The organism is Sphingobacterium yanglingense (assembly GCF_004363245.1).
In the GTDB taxonomy this organism is placed as follows: domain Bacteria; phylum Bacteroidota; class Bacteroidia; order Sphingobacteriales; family Sphingobacteriaceae; genus Sphingobacterium; species Sphingobacterium yanglingense.
In genome coordinates this window covers 520241-539383 of record NZ_SNYV01000013.1, presented here as the reverse complement: position 1 = coordinate 539383, position 19143 = coordinate 520241, and the positions used below count along the sequence as shown (strand labels likewise).

The following is a 19143-nucleotide window of genomic DNA, read 5'->3' as shown; positions in this document are numbered from 1 at the left end:
TAATCAATTAAACCCAATCAAATGTATGAAAATTAATTTGTTTAAGAAAAGTGGAATCTTTTCTTTCAAGACCCTTATTATGACCAAGATAACCTTTTTATTAACAGTCGTAGCTATGATACAGGTCCAAGCAAAATCTTTTGGACAAAAGATAACGTTGACGGAAAAGAACAGCTCTTTGTCCAATATCATAGAAAAAATAATCAGTCAAACGAAATATGACTTTGTTTATAATGCTCCTATGCTCAAAGATGCTAAATCTGTAAACATTCAGGTCAAGGATAAAGATATCCGGGCTGTATTGGATATTTGCTTCGCTGGACAGCCCGTAGAATATACAATTACAGACAATACTGTAATCGTTCGTCGACGTCCCATAGAGCATGTCACAGTACTACAACAGATCACGTTGAAAGGCAACATAATGAACGAACGAGGTATCCCCTTTCCTGGAGTAAGTATACATGTAAAAGGAACATCTAAGAGAACAGTATCCGACAGCAATGGAGGTTTTACATTTCAAGATATAGCCCCCAATTCAACAATTGTAGTAAGTTACCTCGGTTATGCATCTCAGGAGATACCGCTAGGCAACCGTACCGCTATCCAAGTAACGTTAAAAGAACAACCTCAGGAAATATCAAATGTGGTCGTCACTGCCCTAGGCATCAAACGGCAGAAAAGAGAGCTCGGATATGCAGTATCCGATGTGTCAGGAGATGATATCTCGGGCTTTGGAGAAGCAAACCCTATTGCCTCTTTGGCTGGTAAAGTGGCTGGCGTGGACATTTCTACAACCTCTGCTGGCCCCAGTGGATCAAGCCGTGTTGTCATACGTGGAATTCGTGAGCTTCAGGGCAACAACCAGCCATTATACGTAATAGATGGAGTGCCAGCAATAAACGGCAATATAGGCAGTGCTGACCAACAAGGAGGATATGATCTTGGGGATGGGCTTGCGGATATCAATCCCAATGATATCGAAAATATATCCGTATTAAAAGGAGCTTCCGCTGCCGCATTATATGGTGCACGTGCACTCAATGGCGTCATTTTGATCACGACGAAAAGCGGAAAAGGAAAAAAAGGAATAGGAATCGAGGTGAATAGTTCCTTGACCACAGACCATATATCTACAAAACAGGAAGATGTACAAAAAATATACGGACAAGGAAATAATGGTCTACCTCACCTAACACCAGAGAATGCCCGTATCTTTAATAACTGGGGTCCGCGATACACCGACTTAGACTCTATCGTTCAGCGCGATGGTACCATGCGTCCCTATAAATTCATTGAAAACAACGTAGAAGGATTCTTTAGGACAGGGGTCACCAATATCAATACGTTGTCTTTGCAAGGTGGTAATGACTATGGAAGCCTAAGATTCTCCTACTCAAACGTAAATAGCAAGGACATCATTCCCAAAAGCGGATATGACCGTAATAACTTCTCATTCAAAGGTGATGCAAAACTGACCGACAAAATAACGATGGAAGTAAAGGCATCACTCATGCGTGAAAACGTAAAAAACCGCCCTGCTTTGAGTGATGAGCTTAACAACATAGGAACTGGATTAATTGGATTAGCAGGTAACTTTGATCAATCTTGGTTACAGGCCTATGAAGATGAAGAAGGTAGGCATATCAATTACACGGGAAATGAATACCGTGCCAATCCCTATTGGACATTGAATAAAACAAAAAATGACAGTGATAAAATGCGTGTAGGCGGTGGTGCCGTATTGAACTATCAAATCAACGAAAACTGGAATGCCTCATTAAGTGCAGGAACAGATTTCTATAATTTCGATTTCAAAAACTTCTATGACCTCCATACCCCGGCTAGAACCTCCGGCCAACTTCAGCTCAATGACCTCAAAGTGAGAGAAGACAATTATCAAGCTATGGTAAACTTCAAAAAAGAGCTAAACACGGACTGGAAAGTAGGCGCTATGCTCGGTGGTAACATTATGAAGTATGATCGTAAGCAGATGATTAGTTTAGGTTCACAAATCAGTGCACCGGGGATTGATCTCATCAATAACTTTGAACAACTCGTAGTCAAACCGCTACATCCTAGGAAAGAAAACCAATCACTTTTCGGCTCTTTTGAACTGGGATACAAGAACTACCTCTTCCTAAATCTACAGGGACGTAATGATTGGTCATCTACCCTTCCTAAAGAAAGCAATTCTTACTTCTACCCTTCTGCAGACCTTAGCTTCGTCGTATCCGATGCTTTTGACATCAAATCATCCTATCTACGTTACGCCAAGTTAAGAACCTCTTTTGGACAAGTAGGTTCAGACGCTGATCCATACCGTACACGTTTTATGTATGCCATGAGTGGGATGTCTATACATGGCTACCCAATGGGAGAAATATTAGGCAGTAGTATCCCAAAAGAAGAACTTAAACCACAACGTAAAACCTCCTTCGAATTGGGGGCTGACATCGGTTTATTTAACGATCGTGTTGGATTAGACATAACTTACTATAACGAAATCACGGACAATGTTCTCGTAGACCTACCTATCCCCAAATCGGCGGGATATGATTTCGCATTTCTCAATGCTGCAAAGCTTAAAAACTCAGGTTTTGAAGTTTTGCTGAGGACTACTCCATTAGCCTTAAGTAATGGTTTAAAATGGGATCTTTCTTTCAATTTCTCAAAGAACTACAACACTGTTCAGGATTTCTACGTAGATGTAGATGCTTATACAGTAGCACAGGCAACATGGGCCAACGTAAACATTATCGCAGAAAAAGGGAAACCCTTTGGAACCATTATCGGAAACACATACCAACGCAACGAAAAAGGAGAAATAATACATGGAGTAGATGGTCTTCCATTGTTCACCAATGCTCCCGTATCGCTGGGTAGCAGTTTACCCGATTGGACAGGAGGATTGATCAATCAGATTTCCTTTAAAGGCATCAGCCTCAAAGCAGTACTAGATATCCGACAAGGAGGCAGTATCTATTCCATGAGTAATTTACGAATGTATGCCGAAGGTAGACATTTGGCGACCTTAGGTGGACGAGATTCCTGGAATTCATACCAACAGGAAATCCGTGCCGCCGAACAAGCTGGATTACCAACCGGAGGAATCCAACAAGATGGCCGAGGATTTATTGGTGAAGGTGTCAACGAGCAGGGAGAAAAAAACACCGTTCCCGTGAACCCTTCTAACTACTGGCAAGTTGTCTCTGGCAATATTCCTAGCGAATTTGTCTATGACGCCAGTTATATTAAGCTGCGCGATATAGGTATCAACTACATTCTACCTAAAGCATTTATGAAGAATCTGCCTTTACAACAACTATCAATTGGTGTCATCGGTCGAAACTTATGGACTATACATAAAAAAGTAAAAAACATAGATCCTGAATCCAATTATAACAATGGAAATGGTCAGGGCTTTGAATATGGCTCACTGCCAGGACGTCGTAATTTTGGTTTTAATCTAAAGGCTGTTTTCTAATCCTTTATAGTAATAATAAAATATGAAAGCATTAAAATACACTATCTGTATAGTAGCAGTCTCCTTTGGACTCCATTCCTGTACAAAAAACTTCGAATCACTCAATACTAATCCAGTAGGCATTGAACAAATAGATCCCGCCTACCAACTTACAAAAATTCAAACAGGCCTTTCTGGCGACCGCGAAGATGTTTGGAAATATGACTTAGGTATCGCATCTCCACTCATCCAGCATCTAGGAGGTGCATGGTGGACGCGTCATGGGGGAATGTATCAAATTTTAGAAAAAAACCATTGGTACAGCCATTGGGAGACCGTATATGCCCGCGAACTCACTAACCTTCAAGACATCATCAATAAAACGTCTGCCGATCCGGAAATGGTAAACATGAATGCAGCCTGTCGTATATTACGGGTCTATATATTCTCTAGATTAACAGACATGTATGGAGACATTCCCTATTTTGATGCTGTAAAAGGATATCCTAATCGTATTTATCGTCCCAAATACGACAAACAAGAAGATATCTACCAAGACTTTTTCAAAGAGCTTCAAGAGTCAGTCAACCAGTTAAACCAGAGCAAAGAAAAAGTTCAGGGAGATCTTTTTTATAATGGCGATGTATCAAAATGGAAACGCTTTGCCAATTCACTACATCTTCGTCTAGGATTTCGGTTGACCAAAGTAAATCAAGCTGAAGCAAAAAAACAAGTTGAGCAAGCACTGAGCAGTGGGGTTATGAGTAGCAATCAAGACATCTGTATGATGAAACACATGAACATCAGCTATAGGGACGACGAATTAAGAGGCAATGGACGATCGCAGGTATTTAAGAACGAACCTATTTCTGGAGGTTTTAGATTAGTCAGAACCTTGGTCGATTATATGAAGAATGTGCATGATCCACGCTTACATATCTATGGTGGTACGTATCTAGGTGATGGAATTATCGGGATGTCTTCCAACATCACAGACATCTCCAAATTTATAGAACCGCTAGGCGTAGCTCCAGGAGCTATGGCATGGAGCCAATGGGGAGATTATGGTAATATTACCGATGACAAAGGAAACTCAATTTTTGTCGGTCACAATCTCAAATTCTTACAACCCAGTATCTATGTATCAGCACTAGATGCTCCTTTCTTTCATTTCACCTATGCTGAGGTCGAATTTCTCAAAGCCGAAGCAGCGGCTCGAGGCTGGGCTGGGCTATCCAATAGTGAAGAACACTTCCTAAAGGGGATACAAGCTAGCTGTGAGATGATGAAGTTTTATCCAGATGCACCATCCATTTCTCAACCGGAGATTGATCAACTCAAAATCGGATTCCTTCCTTTCCCGACAGATTTTGAACAACGGATGGATCATATCCATAGTCAGATGTGGGTCAACTTCTTCTTAAATGGAGCTGAGGCCTATGCCAACTATAGAAGAACTGGATATCCGAAACTCGTGCATTTTACTTCAGTAGATTGGTATACAAGTGGCACCGGAGGTATCATGCCTAGACGCTTTTTCTACCCAGAATCAGAGGCCATACAAAACAAGCAAAATCTAGAAGAGGCTTTAGCACGTATTGGTGGACAAAACGATTGGTTAAAACGCGTATGGTGGGACAAATAAAATCAAAAATAAAGGCAGGGGGCAAACTCCTGCTCTTTATTCTCTTTGGTACAGGGTTTATGTACTGTATCTCTTGTGCAAAGAAAACAGCAGACATAGAATCTAATCGCCTTATCGAAGCTATTGTAATTCACGACGAAAACGCAGCTTTAACAGCGCGCATCCGCATCAAGCTACAACAAAAAGACGAACTAGCGTTAAAAATTCGAAAACAACGGGATAATAATGAGCAATGGATTATGTCTGATGCGGCTTACGAACATAGTTTTTCTCTTCTCGAACTACAGCCGGAGGCAGTCTATGAATATAGTATTCACAGTACGAGAAACGGAAAGCCTCATGAAGAACTACAATCAACAAGAACCTTTAAGACATCAGATATCCCGCAGCATGTGAGTGAGTTTTATATCAAGAGTGAAAGTACATTCCCCTATCCTATTGATGGATACTATCTATTTGCCAGCATGACAAAACAAGGATGTATGTACTTGCTAGACAACAAAGGAAACCTTGTTTGGTACCTCTGCACCCCCAATACCATAAAAAGTGTAAAGATAACCCAAAACAACACCATTTTAGCCATTGAGGATGAAGACCACACCCCATTTGGAGATGGAAACATACTAATAGAAAGAAGTTGGGCTGGGGATACTCTTTTTATTCATCGTAAAGGTAACACCACTTTTGACAAGACTATACATCATGATGCCATTATCAATAACAAAGGAAACTACCTGGCCATAACCAATGTCCTTCAAGGCGGATATCCAGGCGATGGTTTGGTGGAATGGGATGCCAAAGGAAACAAAGTATGGGAATGGAATACCTTTGATGTAAGAGACGAATATGATTCCAATTTAAAAGATCAACCTTGGATAAACTCTGTATTTCAGGATAAAGATAGCAACTATATTCTATCTCTTCGTGCATTACATCAGATCTGGAAAATAAACGCGAAAACAGGAAAAGTCATGTGGAAATTAGGAGATAAAGGAGATATTAAAATGGACCACAAGTACAATTTCCTATACCAACACTACGCCCACATGGTCAATAAAGAGCAGCTCCTACTATTTGATAACGGTTCGGATAATAGAAAATACAGTCGTATATTGTTATTCAATATGGATGAATCACAAAAAACAGCAACGATAGCCAAAGAATTAAAACTGGACGAATCATACTACTCTGCCATTATGGGAAGTGTGAGTTTATTACCACAAAATCACTTTTTAACAGCAAGCTCAGTAAAGGGACTAGGCCTCATTCTCAACGCCAATGGACAAGTCATAAACCGAATTTCCTTAAAAGATCGGGTATATCGAATGGAACATGTTCTAAATCCTTTTAAAAATTAAATTGGAGATAAAGATTGTTTAAATAGGCCCCAATCTATCTAGACAATCTTTATTTACCACCTATTTTCCAAAATCGCTATCGGACAGATGATGTCATAAATTTGACACTAAAATTTCAATACTTAGCCAATTTTCTATACATTCTGTGTATTTTTAGAGGTGGTAATTTATTCCTCCCATGGTTATGAAAAAGAGTTTTGGTATAAAAGATATAGCAAAGATGTTGGACATCTCCGTCTCTACAGTATCGCGTGCACTCCGAGATGCATACGATGTCAATCCCGAAACAAAAAAACGTGTTTTAGAACTTACCGAAAAGCTGAACTTCAAACTCAATAAAAATGCATCAGCTCTAGCTTCAGGTAATACAAAGAATATAGGAGTCGTCATTCCATTCATTACCAACTACTACTTTTCGACTGTAATATCCGGCATACAAGAAGAAGCCTATAATCAGGGGTACAACATCATCCTATACGTCACGAACGACGATATAGAACGGGAAAAAAAACTCATTGAAAATATCGCTACCAGCAGCTTAGATGGATTATTGATTTCTATCTCATCCAACTCCCATATCATTGAACATTTTGAAACGATGATGCGTACAGGGCTACCTATTGTTTTTTTTGATCGAGTTCCACAACAAATACATGCCTCCAAAGTAGTACAGAGTGACTTTGACGGTGCATACCAAGCGACTACTTATTTGATCAACAAAAACTATGATAGAATAGCCCATATTGCAGGCCCTTCAGAACTTTCATTCACTCAAGAGCGACTCCGCGGATATCTACAGGCCCTCACCGACGCCAAGATACCCCATCGAAAAGAGTATATTGTCTTTTCAGGATTTGGACAGTCTCATGGATTTGATGATACAAAGGCTCTTCTTACCCTCCCTCAGCCACCGAACGCGATTTTCGCAGTAAACGACCGTAAAGCAGTAGGCGCTATACAGGCTCTTAACCAAGTCGGTATTCGTGTAGGACAAGACTTCGGTGTAATTGGTTTTACCAATGACCCCATCGCTACAGTAATAGAACCCAACCTCACCACCATCGAAGAGCCCGCCTTTGAGATTGGATGCCGCAGTTGTCAATTATTGATACGGCATATTAAAAATAAAGACTTCGAACCTCGAGAAATACTCATCTCCGGAAAACTAATTGAGAGACAATCCGTCTGATAAGATCAGGCTTTGTAAATTACCTTTCCCCCCACAATAGTCATCTTAACCGCTATCTTTTCATCAAATAATACTAGATCGGCCTGTTTGCCTTTCTCGATACTTCCTATTTGACTATCTATTTTCATAATTCGCGCTGGATTGAGCGTTAGCATTTGTACCGCATCCATCAATGGGATTTCAGCAATATCAACCATCGTCCGAATTAGACGATCCGCTGTAGCTACACTCCCCGCAAATGAAGTCAAATCCGGTAGTTTTGCGACACCATCTTCTATTATTACAGGAGTTCCATTCTGTTTACTCCCCAGTATACTCTCTCTATCCGATGTACCTGCACCTCGCATCGCGTCGGTAATAAGGACAATCTGATCCTTTCTCTTATTCTTACAGATCAGCTTTAAGAAAGGCTCCGGTAGATGGATACCGTCGGCAATAATCTCCACATCAATCTCTTCCAATAATAAACAAGACTCGATTGCCCCTGCATATCGAAATGCATTTTTGCGGGTCATCCCTGACATGCCCGAATACAAGTGTGTAGCGAGACGATAACCATGTGCCACCCCACGGACCACATCTTCATATACCGCATCGGTATGCCCTAATGCCAGCACAATTCCAGCTTCACAGACATGATCGCCAAATTCCAAAGCGCCTGGTAGCTCCGGAGCTGCACTCCAACGAGCGATCAGATGTCTATATTTAGTCAAAATAGACTGATATTCTAGCCGGTCCGGATTCCTAATAAAACGGGGGTCTTGTGCTCCCCGTTGATTCATGGCAAAATAAGGTCCTTCTAAATGTAAGCCATAAAACCTAGCCCCAGACTGATTCATAGAGAGGGACTGTTCATATACACTAAAAGTTTCCCATAGTAACTCGGCCTCACTCGTCAACGTAGTTGGAAACATCGCTGTTGTTCCAAACTTCGCATGCGTTTCAGCAATGGTAAGATAAGCCTCCAACTCATTATCCATAAAATCAGCACCACCTCCTCCGTGTACATGTATATCAATAAAACCTGGGGATAGATACAAACCTTGCGCATCTATAATTTCACCTTGCCCCCCCTCTTTAGGTAATGTTTTATAATCGCCAATAGCTACAATACAGTCGTCTTTTATAGAGACCCAGCCTCTATCGATAATGCCATTTGAGCTGATTACATGCGCATTTATAATCGTTAGCATAAGTAGAAAATATTAAACCTTTTTCCAAGAAGTAACTTTATGCCCATAAAAAGCATAGAATGCAATATACAAGAAACAAGGCACAAGTACCCAATAAGCTAACTGTTCGTTCGCCTTATCCGCAACAGCTCCATAGATCATCGGAAGAATAGCATTACCACACAGCCCCATAATCAACAGTGCCGATCCCTGTTTTGCATATTTCCCCAAGCCATCGAGTGCCAAAGGCCATATCCCAGCCCAGATAAGAGCATTAGGGAGACCTATAAATACCAAAAACCAAATAGAAATATTCACCTCATACCCCATCCAACCTACATCTTGGTTCATTACACACACCATCAATGCAAAGAAAAGCCCTAACAAACTACAAATCTGCAGCATTCGCTTTTGGCTCAGCACCCTTGGGATCAAGAGAATACCCATAAAATACCCCACAATAGTAGCAGAAAGCGTATAAGAAGGAAAGGACTTCGCTTCCAACAAAGATACACCCATGGAGTCGGCATAACTGATAATGGTATCTATCGCGATTACCTGCGTCCCGACATGTAGAAAAATTGCAATCGCACCTAATACCAGATGCGGAAACTGAAATAAGCTATCACGACCGGCAGATACTTCCGTACCTTCGGGGTTTTCAATCTCAGGAAGAGGCGAAAACCGAACAAACAATCCAATTAAAAACAGAACAGCGCCCATAACCGAATAGGGAACCACCACGCGCAAGATCAGATCATCAAGTACTTCTGCTCTTAAGATATCATCCATCAATGGAATAGCCTTAAAAAGCTCATTATCACTAGGTCTTAAAATAGCCCAGGAGAATACTAAAGGAGCCAATATACCGGCTCCTTTATTACATATTCCCATGATACTGATACGCTGGGCTGCTCGCTCTTTATCTCCGACCAGCGTGATATACAGATTAGCAACAGTTTGTAAAACAGCCAAACCAGCACCCAACGTAAATAATCCTAACAAGAAAATAACGTATGTTCGTCCAAATGCAGCAGGAACAAAAAGCAATGCCCCTATAGCCATAATCCAAAAACCAACAACGATTCCCTTTTTATACCCGACACGTTTCAATAGATAGGAAGAAGGCATAGACATCACCAAATAAGAAATGTAAAATGCAAACGCAACCAAATAGGACTGAAAATTTGTCAATTCACAGGCTATCTTAAAGTAAGGAATCAAGATGGCATTCACCCAGGAAACAAAGCCGAAAATAAAAAACATCATCCCGATAATTCCAATCGAAATATACGTACTCTTCTTATCTAATGTCTGTGTGGTCATAAATATGTATCTTATAATTTAGAAGACGATCCTTGATCTAAAAATACCACACAGTCTTCATGTTGTTGTAGTATACTAGACGGGTTCAAGTTAGAGATTGGTAATGTCAGACAGTTTTTAACCGCTTCCGCCTTTCGTGCATCAGGCACCGCACACACAATCTTTTTTGACTTCATTATTTGCTTGATAGACATCGATATAGCCTGTAGAGGCACCTCTTCAAGACTTCCAAACCATCCTTCTCCCATTTGTTGTTGTCTACATTGCTGATCCAGATTCACAATAAGATAAGCATCTTCAACATCAAAGTCTGCAGGTGGATCATTAAATGCCAAGTGCCCATTTTCTCCGATTCCAACGAAAGCAACATCAATCGGATGTGCGCTTATTTTCTTCTCCAATCGCTCACATTCTTCCTCCGGATTATTTTCGCCATTGATCAGTATTACCTCCAATAGAGGGTCTACTTTTGCTACAAAACGCTCGGTAAGATATTTACGAAAACTTGCTTTATGTGTAATAGACATCCCAATATATTCGTCCAAATGGAACATACGGACCTTAGACCAATCAATACCCGCAGTTGCAATCAGTGTTTCGATTGTCTCAAACTGACTCTGCCCCGTAGCCAATATTATATTTGCCTCCCCTCTTTCTGCAATCGCTTGTTTAATCCATTCTGCGCCCAATTTACCTGCATGTTTTCCTAAATCCTGACGTGTTTCAAATCTTTCAATCTTCATTAGCAATAAAATTATTTATGAGTATACAATATAGTAGACACAGCCCTTAACGGGCAGCATGCCTATGTTTAATCCATTCGATATATGAACACAACACTACAAGGTAATTACCTTAGTATTGCCTCCGGTTTTTAAGTTGATATCATGAACAATGTTATCTTTCCATCTTCCCATTGTAAAGTCAGGAATTGCTATAGGTTTGGAGCCATTTGCCACCGACCATTCACTCAATGGGCCGATAACACTCCAGGATGCGGCATCATACACATCCATATCCACAGGCAATCCGTTTCTTAAACAATCGATTAGCCTCCAGTCCATCATAAAATCCATCCCCCCATGTCCACCGATATCCTTAGCAAGCTCGCCAATATGTTTTATGATCTGAGGCTCATGCTCCATTTGGAGTTGGTTCAGTTTGTCCTCTGTTAGAAAGTCATCATGCCCAATAGCTATTTTTCCAGGAAGTGGATACTTTTGCGCAAATGCTTTCGTCCCGCTCACCATATGAATCCTAGAGTAAGGACGAGGAGTACTCACATCATGTTGCAGTGCGATCGTAGCACCACTATGCGTCATAATATTTGACAGGTTCATGTTGCCCCGGAATGGCTTATCCAGATAGCTTTCAAACCGCTTGTCCTTGCTAGCCATTTCCTTCGCCTTATTGTGTAAACTGAAATCAGCAGAGGACATCGACGATAGATACTCCAATCGATTACCTCTATTGATATTAAGCACTTGACATACGGGCCCTATCCCATGAGTTGGATAGAGATTACCATTCCGATGCGCATTCTCCTTCAATCGCCAAAAATCATAACGCTTCTCTTCATCAAAAAAACTATTCAAGATGTCATGTATATAGGCCCCTTCACAATGTACAATATCACCGAAGAATCCCTGTCTTGCTAAGTTCAATGTTAATAATTCAAAGAAATCATAGCAACAGTTTTCCAAAATAACACAGTGCTTCTTGGTACGCTCAGAAGTCATCACCAGTCGCCAGCAATCCTCTACCGTTGTTGCGGCGGGTATTTCCAAAGCGACATGTTTTCCCTGCTCCATAGCATAAATAGCCATCTCTGCATGTGTCTGCCAATGTGTAGCAATATAAACTAGATCAATATCTTCCCTTGAACACATATCTTTCCATGCTGTATCACCAGCAGTATATAACTGTGCTTTGTGTCCTTCTGACTGAATACGTTTTTTAGCGGCATTCGCCTTTTCGGCCCGTACATCACATATTCCTTGTATACGTACCCCTTCTATCCGACTCATTCGCTCGACTGCAGCAGAACCTCTATTTCCAACACCTATAAAGGCCAATCTTACCGTATCTAAAGCTGGTGCAGCATAGCCAGACATATTAAAAATTGGCTTATATTTCTTCTCTGCCTCTTTTTTGATATTCTTGAGTTTACCCTTATCTTGCACCACAGTACTTGACTGTAATGCGGGAGCCATCAATCCCAGCCCTGCTAATCCAGAGAGTTTTAAAAATGATCTTCTATTTGTTCCCATAGTTCATTAATTAAAGTGAATTACACTTTCGTTATTTAACATTTTCTTTAGACGCTTTACCTTATATTCAAAATCAAGCTGTTCACTTTTTAAGACTTTTCGGCCGGAAATACCAATCAATCCATCAACATAGAACGCTCCTTTTCCAAGAGCCAACAACAACTGCACGTCCCCCCAAGAGATAATACCCGGTAAATGCATCGCCATATTAGTTCCCTCTTTTGTTCGGTCCGCTGCTGCAACATAATCAGGCACATAACTGTAGGGCAGATCAGAAAGGAGATATTGCATAGCAGAAGGAGACATAGCCCCGTACATCAAGGCGCAGACCGCCGTCTCTCTATCTCCCACTACTTCGATTTCGGTATTAGGAAACTCTTTTTTGATGTATGCGATAACCACATCCATCTCGGATAGCCAGATAGACATCATAGACTCTCCCAACCATAACAACGATCGCGACAAGGTGTGAAAACGAGGCAACTGCCCATCGATCTGATCGGCAGTCGTTGAGCTACGTTCGCCCAAGCCGAAAAGATCAACCAATACCACCGTTTCACCAGCTTTTACCCAGCTTGATATCTTTTCCGGAGCGACCTCCATGTTCCCTTTCGAACCAAATACAATTTTCAACTTATTTGTCACCTCTACCGAACGTTCTATCACAAGAGGTATTAACTTGCCTTGGCCAGTACTGATGACCACACGCTGATACTTTCCCTGATCAGGTATAGATTCTACATGTTGGACACTATCCCTCTGTACCTGGAGCATTTCATCCAGCTCCCCCATTTTTTCCTTTATAGCTAAATGACTATTCGACAGCAACTCTTTCGACAGGTGTGCTGCGCGTTTTTTCACGTAGGATGAGGTTGTAGGCACCTTGCTTTTTAGTGTAGCATCATCTAAAACTCGCAATTCGGCATCGCTTATCTGATGAAACAGGGTATCCACTTTATTTCTTTTCACGTCAAAACAGGAATCAAACCAGTCTAACATACTCAATCGCATAGGTAGTGTATAATCATGCTTCTCATCAAACAATTCATAAGAGAGATTCTCCGCAGCATGCATATCACTATAAAAAGGTTGGGCTTTATTAAACGTGCGCAACATTTCACCAACATTGAACGCGGCATTGCCATCACGTAATGCGGATAATATCTTAATAGGTTTGGGCGCCACCGCTGCCAGCATATCACTTGTTTCCAAATGCATCAATCCGTGTGGTAAAAGCTCACACACGCAGTTGCTGTTCAGGATATAGGATTCAAACGTACCGATACTCACCACAGGTACGGCAGCTTTTACCCGCTCATCCAAAGTAGAAATCCAAAACGTCTGATTACCACCTCCACTAGCCCCAGTGGCAGCAATACGTTCGCTATCCACATATTCTAATGATTGCAACAGATCGATTGCCCTTTTATTCTCCAGAACCTGCATTCCCATCAAGGGGACACCCAGATCAAGTAAGGATGAACCTAACCTCGCACCATGATACTCATGGACATGGTTCGCTCCCCTTTCTCCTGAGCCCCAGGCATCCATAGTCAAACAGACATAACCATTCCTAGCCAATAACTGGGCCGTACGCTGCACAATCTCCCCCGCCTTTCCATTAGGCCAATGCCCATGACTATTCAACACTGCGGGGAAAGGCCCCTCTCCTTTGGGGACATACAAATGAGCCGGGACGTAGACCCCTTCCATCGTTTGGAATACAATATAACGGAGTACAAAATCTCCTAGATCCATCTCCTTTACCACCTGTACATCCAAGCTTCCCATCTCCGCCTTATCTAAGCCGAGATGAGAAGTCACATATCCGTAGATCGATTCTTTAGAACTATTATGTTGCATACATACCTCTTTCAATCTATGCTGTACATAGCTAGCTGTCCGATCCAAATGCTTGGGTATTCCCAGTACCTCGGGTACCGCATCCTGTCCAATCGCCATAGAAGTAGAAGCCATCATAAAAAGAAAATAGATATAGAGTCGCATAAATTATTAATCAACATCCCACCATACACGTGTTGCCGCATTGTCCTTTCCTCCCAACAAAGCCCTTCCTTTAGTTAACTCTTCCAAATTATTCGTTTCCTCAGTCAATGGATACGGCATTCTTTTGATAAAAGTACCTACAGGAAGATCTGCATTCTCCGAATTCAACAGATTATACATCTTTGGAAATCCCGATCTCCGAAACTCCGCCCAAGCTTCCATACCATCAGGATAGATAGCAAGCCACTTTTGTGTTCCAATCTGTTCACGTTGCACCGCCGGATCAGCATCCCATTTCACCGGAGTAGTAGCTACCGCCGGAGAATTGTGATAATCACCAGGCGCGACTGGCTGAACAGAAGAACTCAAGTAAGCCTGTATTTGACCGGCATCGTTTATCCCCCATTGCTGCATACTCAACTTGATCCCTTCTGCATATAGGGCTTGAGCAGTACCATCCATATTCCAGCCGTTCAGTGCACCCTCTGCGCGTAGAAAATAAGACTCTGCAGCAGACATGATATGAAAACGTGCAACCAAATTTGGTGTAAGTACCGAACTTGTTCCTACATATTCCACCCAATATCTGCCCACATTAGAATTAGATCCGGCTTGATTCCTTACTATACCCAGATCGGCTGCAGGCATACCATTCCGCAAGCTATTAAATGTACCTCCAATCACACTAGGCTGAAAATACCTATCCATACGGGGGTCTACATAGCCTTTTAAGTAAGAGGCTATAGTAGAACTCATCGCAAACTCATTCCAGGCAGCCACTTGAGACAAGCCATTTGTATCATTTCCATTCAATGATTTCGAAAGCGAAGCATTCTGCCCATTATTTACCATCACACCGGATGTCACAGCGGCCTCCGCTTCGATTTTAGCTCGACTAGCATCCACCTTAGAGATACGTAAAGCTAAACGAAGCCGTAAAGAATTCGCAAATGCGATCCAATTATTGATATCACCTCCATACATCAGTTCATACCCTTGATAAACTTTCGTTCCGGCAGGAAGCGCCTTCAGATTGTCCACCGCAGTAGTTAGTCTTTTGAAAAAATCATCGTAGATTTTATCCACAGGGTCATAAGGAATTACATCCTTCGGTTCTCCCGCATCAAAGTAAGGTATAGGTCCAAACTGGTCCGTCAGTCTATGAAATGCATACACCCATTGAATATTGGCCAATGCAGCCTCACCTGAATTAGGTTCGACATTATCTAAAATAGATTTTAGCTGTGGAGCAGTATCCACATATACTACTGTCCAGAAACGACGTTGCCAATCGGGTGTCAATGCATAACGGTCTGTCCTGAATGAGGTCGTAGTCAATGCAAAGTACTGCGCATACAAATCTGGACCTAAATTCTGTACCGTCTGATAGAACGAGCGATTCATCGCTGCCGATGATTGTGCTTTAGCAAACATGAATGGCCGTTCACGTGGCCCCACCTCGGTTAGATTATCAGGGTCTGTATTTATTTTTTCGAAGTCCTTGGTACAGGATAATAACCCCATACTGATTACTATACTATATATTATTGATCTTTTCATGGTTTCTTTGGTTAAAATGTCAGTTTAAGATTTAGACCGTAAGTACGCACACCTGGTGCAAGACCAACTTCCACGCCTTGATAATTACCCGATCCCAGCGCTCCTTCAGGGTCAATAGGGTTTTTGATCTTACCGATTCCTGGGATATCCAATTTAGACTTACCACGATAGAAGAAGAATAGATTTCTCGCTGTTAGAGACACTTGGGCTGCCTGCAATCCTTTAATCTTGCTTACATCAAATTTGTAAGCCAATGCCAGCTCACGCATACGGACATTAGTCATGTCATACACAAAAAAATCACCCCAGGCATCACGACCGTTCTGTCCTACCTTCTGCCATAATTGCTGTGCGGTAATAGCCACTGTATTAGCGCTACCGTCTGCCTGTACGGCATCCAGAACCAAACCACCTTCTCTATACTTCTCTGTAAATTCGGCTACACCATAAGAAGCTAGATAAGCGGCAGTCCCCGATACAATCTCTCCTCCGATACGTGCATCGATAAGGGTATTCAATGTAAATCGCTTATAATTAAAGCTATTCGTCCAACCAATCAATGCATCAGGGTTAAAATTACCCAACTTTTGATTACTTTCTACAACTGGCAAGCCCGTAGCATCGACAACATATTTTCCAGTACCCGGATCCTGTTTCCACTTATGTCCATACAAGTCACCGTATTTTCCACCCTCATTGACGACCACTGTAGCATATTTTGTACTCGCAGTGACGTCAACGCGCTTCGTTTTCGAGTGTAGTTTCAGGACTTTGCTCGTATTGGCGGCAAAGTTGATTCCCGTATTCCATTTAAAGTTTTCCTTTTGCACAGGCACAGCAGTCAATTGTATCTCAAACCCGCTATTTTGGATATCACCGGCATTGATATACTCTCTACTAAACCCACTAGCCATTGGCATAGGGATAAACATCAGCTGATTGACCGTATTGCTCTTATAATAAGTAGCATCAAATCCCAACCTATCGTTAAAAAATTTCATATCTACCCCGGCCTCAAAAGACGTCGTTTCCTCAGGTTTTAAGTCAGGAATAGATTTGGTTGCGCTTCTAAATACAAATCCCTTTTCAGCACCCAAGCCAAATTGATATATTTGTGCCAAGAGTAAAGGATCAGGATCATTTCCAACTTTTGTATAGGAAGTTCTAGCTTTTCCGAATGTAACCCAATCAGGGAGTTCCAACCATTCGTGGAAAACAACCGACAGACCTGCGGACGGGTAAAAGAAACTATGCGGCGAGGATAATGTAGACGACCAGTCGTTACGTGCTGTCAAGTCTAAGAAAATATTATTGTAAAAACCCAATTGTGCACTAGCATAAATAGAATTCAATCTCCGCTCATAGTTTTTAATATCCTTAAATTCAGGTGTTGTCGCCATTAAAAAAGAAAAATGGTTCGGGATACTCAGTCCATTAGCCATATTCTGAAAGCTATTATACTTTCGCTTCAAAAAACTTGTCCCTACCGTATAGTTCAATTGAATATCCTCATTCAGTTCGTGCTTCCCGTTCAACAAGAAATCAAAATTCTGTTCCGAATATTGGGTATGTGTTTGATAATATTTACCGCCAGCACGTACGTCGCCCAAGGAGACCGTACTATGATAGAATGATCCATCCATCACATCCTTATATGTATCAAACGAATAACGTCCCAATACATTCAACCAGTCTGTCAGTTGATACGAAACCGAACCCAATGCTGTAATCCGATCCCGGGCTTCATTGACAGATGTGCGATTTACACTCCAATAAGGATTATCATAGATAGAAGAACCCGACCAATACTTGCGCAGTGGTTTACCATCAGAGGGATCAATTGTCTCAAAATCTTTCAATTCTGCGTCATCCATATCTCTAGGCATGATATAGGCCTCTATCGGCATCCCTGTATCACCCAATCGAGGTCGATTAGCAATCTGCTGATTGACATAGTTCAGCTTGACATCCGTCTTAAGACCTGGAATCAATTCCGTATTCAGTCGCAGATTCAGACTATTCCGTTTCAAGTCATTCCCTTGAAATATCCCTCCGATCTTATTATTACTGTAAGACATATAGCCCTGCACTTTTTCAGTCCCTCCATAAGTGCTGATGCTGTTATTAAACGTAGCAGCATTTCTATAGAAATCCCTTACATTATTTTTATAAGTAGTACCTTGTTCGCCCCAACTTTCTCCGATATTTACACCTTTCTTTCCGCCATTTCCGCGACCATAGGAGTTTTGAAAATCAGCCAGCATATTGACCTGGTCTAGTGATGCACTACCATTATAATCGATACTATAGCGTCCAGCTTGCCCCTGTTTTGTCGTAATAATAATTGCCCCATTCGCTCCCCTTACCCCATACAAAGCAGCTGCAGATGGTCCTTTTAGAATATTAATGGATTCAATATCGTCTGGATTGATATTCGCCGCTCCGTCACTGGTACCATAATTAGGTGTTGTTCCAGTCGCCTGAGGGCCAGCTGTATTATCATAAGGCACACCATCGACTACTACTAAAGCATTATTATTTCCATTAATCGACTTATTACCCCGTAACACGACCCGTGCTGCACCTCCTGGCCCGGTAGAGGCTGTAGTTACTGTAGCACCGGCCACTTTACCCGTCAGATTGGTCATAATGTTACCACTATTATCCCGGACGTTGTTTACAGCATCGCTAGCCAATTGTTGCGTAGAATAAGTGAGTCCCCGAGTCTCCCTTTTTATACCCAATGCTGTGACTACCACCTCCGATATGGCCTCTTGCTGAGATTCCAGTTCAACACGGACATCCTGAGCGGATGTAACGATATGCACCAATGTCTTATAACCGACCATCTGGATCTGAATCTGATCCCCCGAAGCAGCTTGTAGACTAGCCTCTCCTGTAGCATTGGTAGCTGTAGATTGTTTGGTACGTTTGTTAATTAATGATACACCGACAAGCCTAGTCTGACTGGACTTGTCCGTAACGGTAAATTTCCTGGATACATTGTCCTGCGCAATTGCCAGACTAATCTGTAGTATCCCAAGAAGTGCGAGCAATCCAAGTGAGAAGACTCGCGTTAAAAGTTCTTTTCTCATCATAATAAATAGGGTTATAGTAATACCGTCTTCATGCAGACGATAGGTTCAAAGA

At 41.7% G+C, this 19143-nt stretch carries 11 protein-coding genes; 4 read left to right on the top strand and 7 right to left on the bottom strand.

All coding sequences use genetic code 11. From position 1 onward, the window contains the following. Positions 1–25: 25 nt before the first annotated feature. The 4 genes from CLV99_RS10605 (at position 26) to CLV99_RS10590 (ending at position 7658) form a co-directional block, all read left to right on the top strand. Complete coding sequence (locus CLV99_RS10605; RefSeq protein ID WP_133584471.1) at positions 26–3487, top strand: SusC/RagA family TonB-linked outer membrane protein; 3462 nt, start codon at positions 26–28, stop codon at positions 3485–3487. 22 nt (positions 3488–3509) lie between these two features. Beyond that, positions 3510–5111 (top strand): SusD/RagB family nutrient-binding outer membrane lipoprotein, encoded by a 1602-nt coding sequence (locus tag CLV99_RS10600; protein WP_133584470.1) that lies wholly within the window; start codon positions 3510–3512, stop codon positions 5109–5111. Continuing rightward, positions 5096–6469, top strand: a complete 1374-nt coding sequence (locus CLV99_RS10595) for an aryl-sulfate sulfotransferase (RefSeq protein WP_133584469.1) — start codon at positions 5096–5098, stop codon at positions 6467–6469. The genes CLV99_RS10600 and CLV99_RS10595 overlap by 16 nt, the downstream gene beginning before the upstream one ends. 184 nt (positions 6470–6653) lie before the next feature. Next, complete coding sequence (locus CLV99_RS10590) at positions 6654–7658, top strand: LacI family DNA-binding transcriptional regulator (RefSeq protein ID WP_133584468.1); 1005 nt, start codon at positions 6654–6656, stop codon at positions 7656–7658. A gap of 5 nt (positions 7659–7663) precedes the next feature. Here the strand turns inward: CLV99_RS10590 and nagA are convergent, their stop codons facing one another. The 7 genes from nagA to CLV99_RS10555 all read right to left on the bottom strand — a co-directional run bounded on the left by nagA (position 7664) and on the right by CLV99_RS10555 (position 19091). Further along, positions 7664–8851, bottom strand: a complete 1188-nt coding sequence (gene nagA, locus CLV99_RS10585) for an N-acetylglucosamine-6-phosphate deacetylase (RefSeq protein ID WP_133584467.1) — start codon at positions 8849–8851, stop codon at positions 7664–7666. Between the two features lie 12 nt (positions 8852–8863). Next, positions 8864–10156 carry a sugar MFS transporter gene (locus tag CLV99_RS10580; protein WP_133584466.1) on the bottom strand — a complete coding sequence of 431 codons (1293 nt, stop codon included), beginning with the start codon at positions 10154–10156 and terminating at the stop codon, positions 8864–8866. A gap of 11 nt (positions 10157–10167) precedes the next feature. Beyond that, on the bottom strand, positions 10168–10899 hold the full coding sequence (locus tag CLV99_RS10575) for a glucosamine-6-phosphate deaminase (RefSeq protein WP_133584465.1): 732 nt from the start codon (positions 10897–10899) through the stop codon (positions 10168–10170). Positions 10900–10995: 96 nt separating this feature from the next. Continuing rightward, a complete protein-coding gene (locus tag CLV99_RS10570) occupies positions 10996–12426 on the bottom strand; it encodes a Gfo/Idh/MocA family protein (protein WP_133584464.1) in 1431 nt (476 codons plus the stop codon). Positions 12427–12432: 6 nt separating this feature from the next. Then, positions 12433–14433, bottom strand: coding sequence for an alpha/beta hydrolase family protein (locus tag CLV99_RS10565; protein WP_133584463.1), 2001 nt, complete (start codon positions 14431–14433; stop codon positions 12433–12435). Positions 14434–14439: 6 nt separating this feature from the next. Continuing rightward, a complete protein-coding gene (locus tag CLV99_RS10560) occupies positions 14440–15993 on the bottom strand; it encodes a SusD/RagB family nutrient-binding outer membrane lipoprotein (protein ID WP_133584462.1) in 1554 nt (517 codons plus the stop codon). An 11-nt stretch (positions 15994–16004) separates the two neighbouring features. After that, positions 16005–19091: a SusC/RagA family TonB-linked outer membrane protein gene (locus CLV99_RS10555; protein WP_133584461.1), complete on the bottom strand. Its 3087-nt coding sequence runs from the start codon at positions 19089–19091 to the stop codon at positions 16005–16007. Positions 19092–19143: the final 52 nt, after the last annotated feature.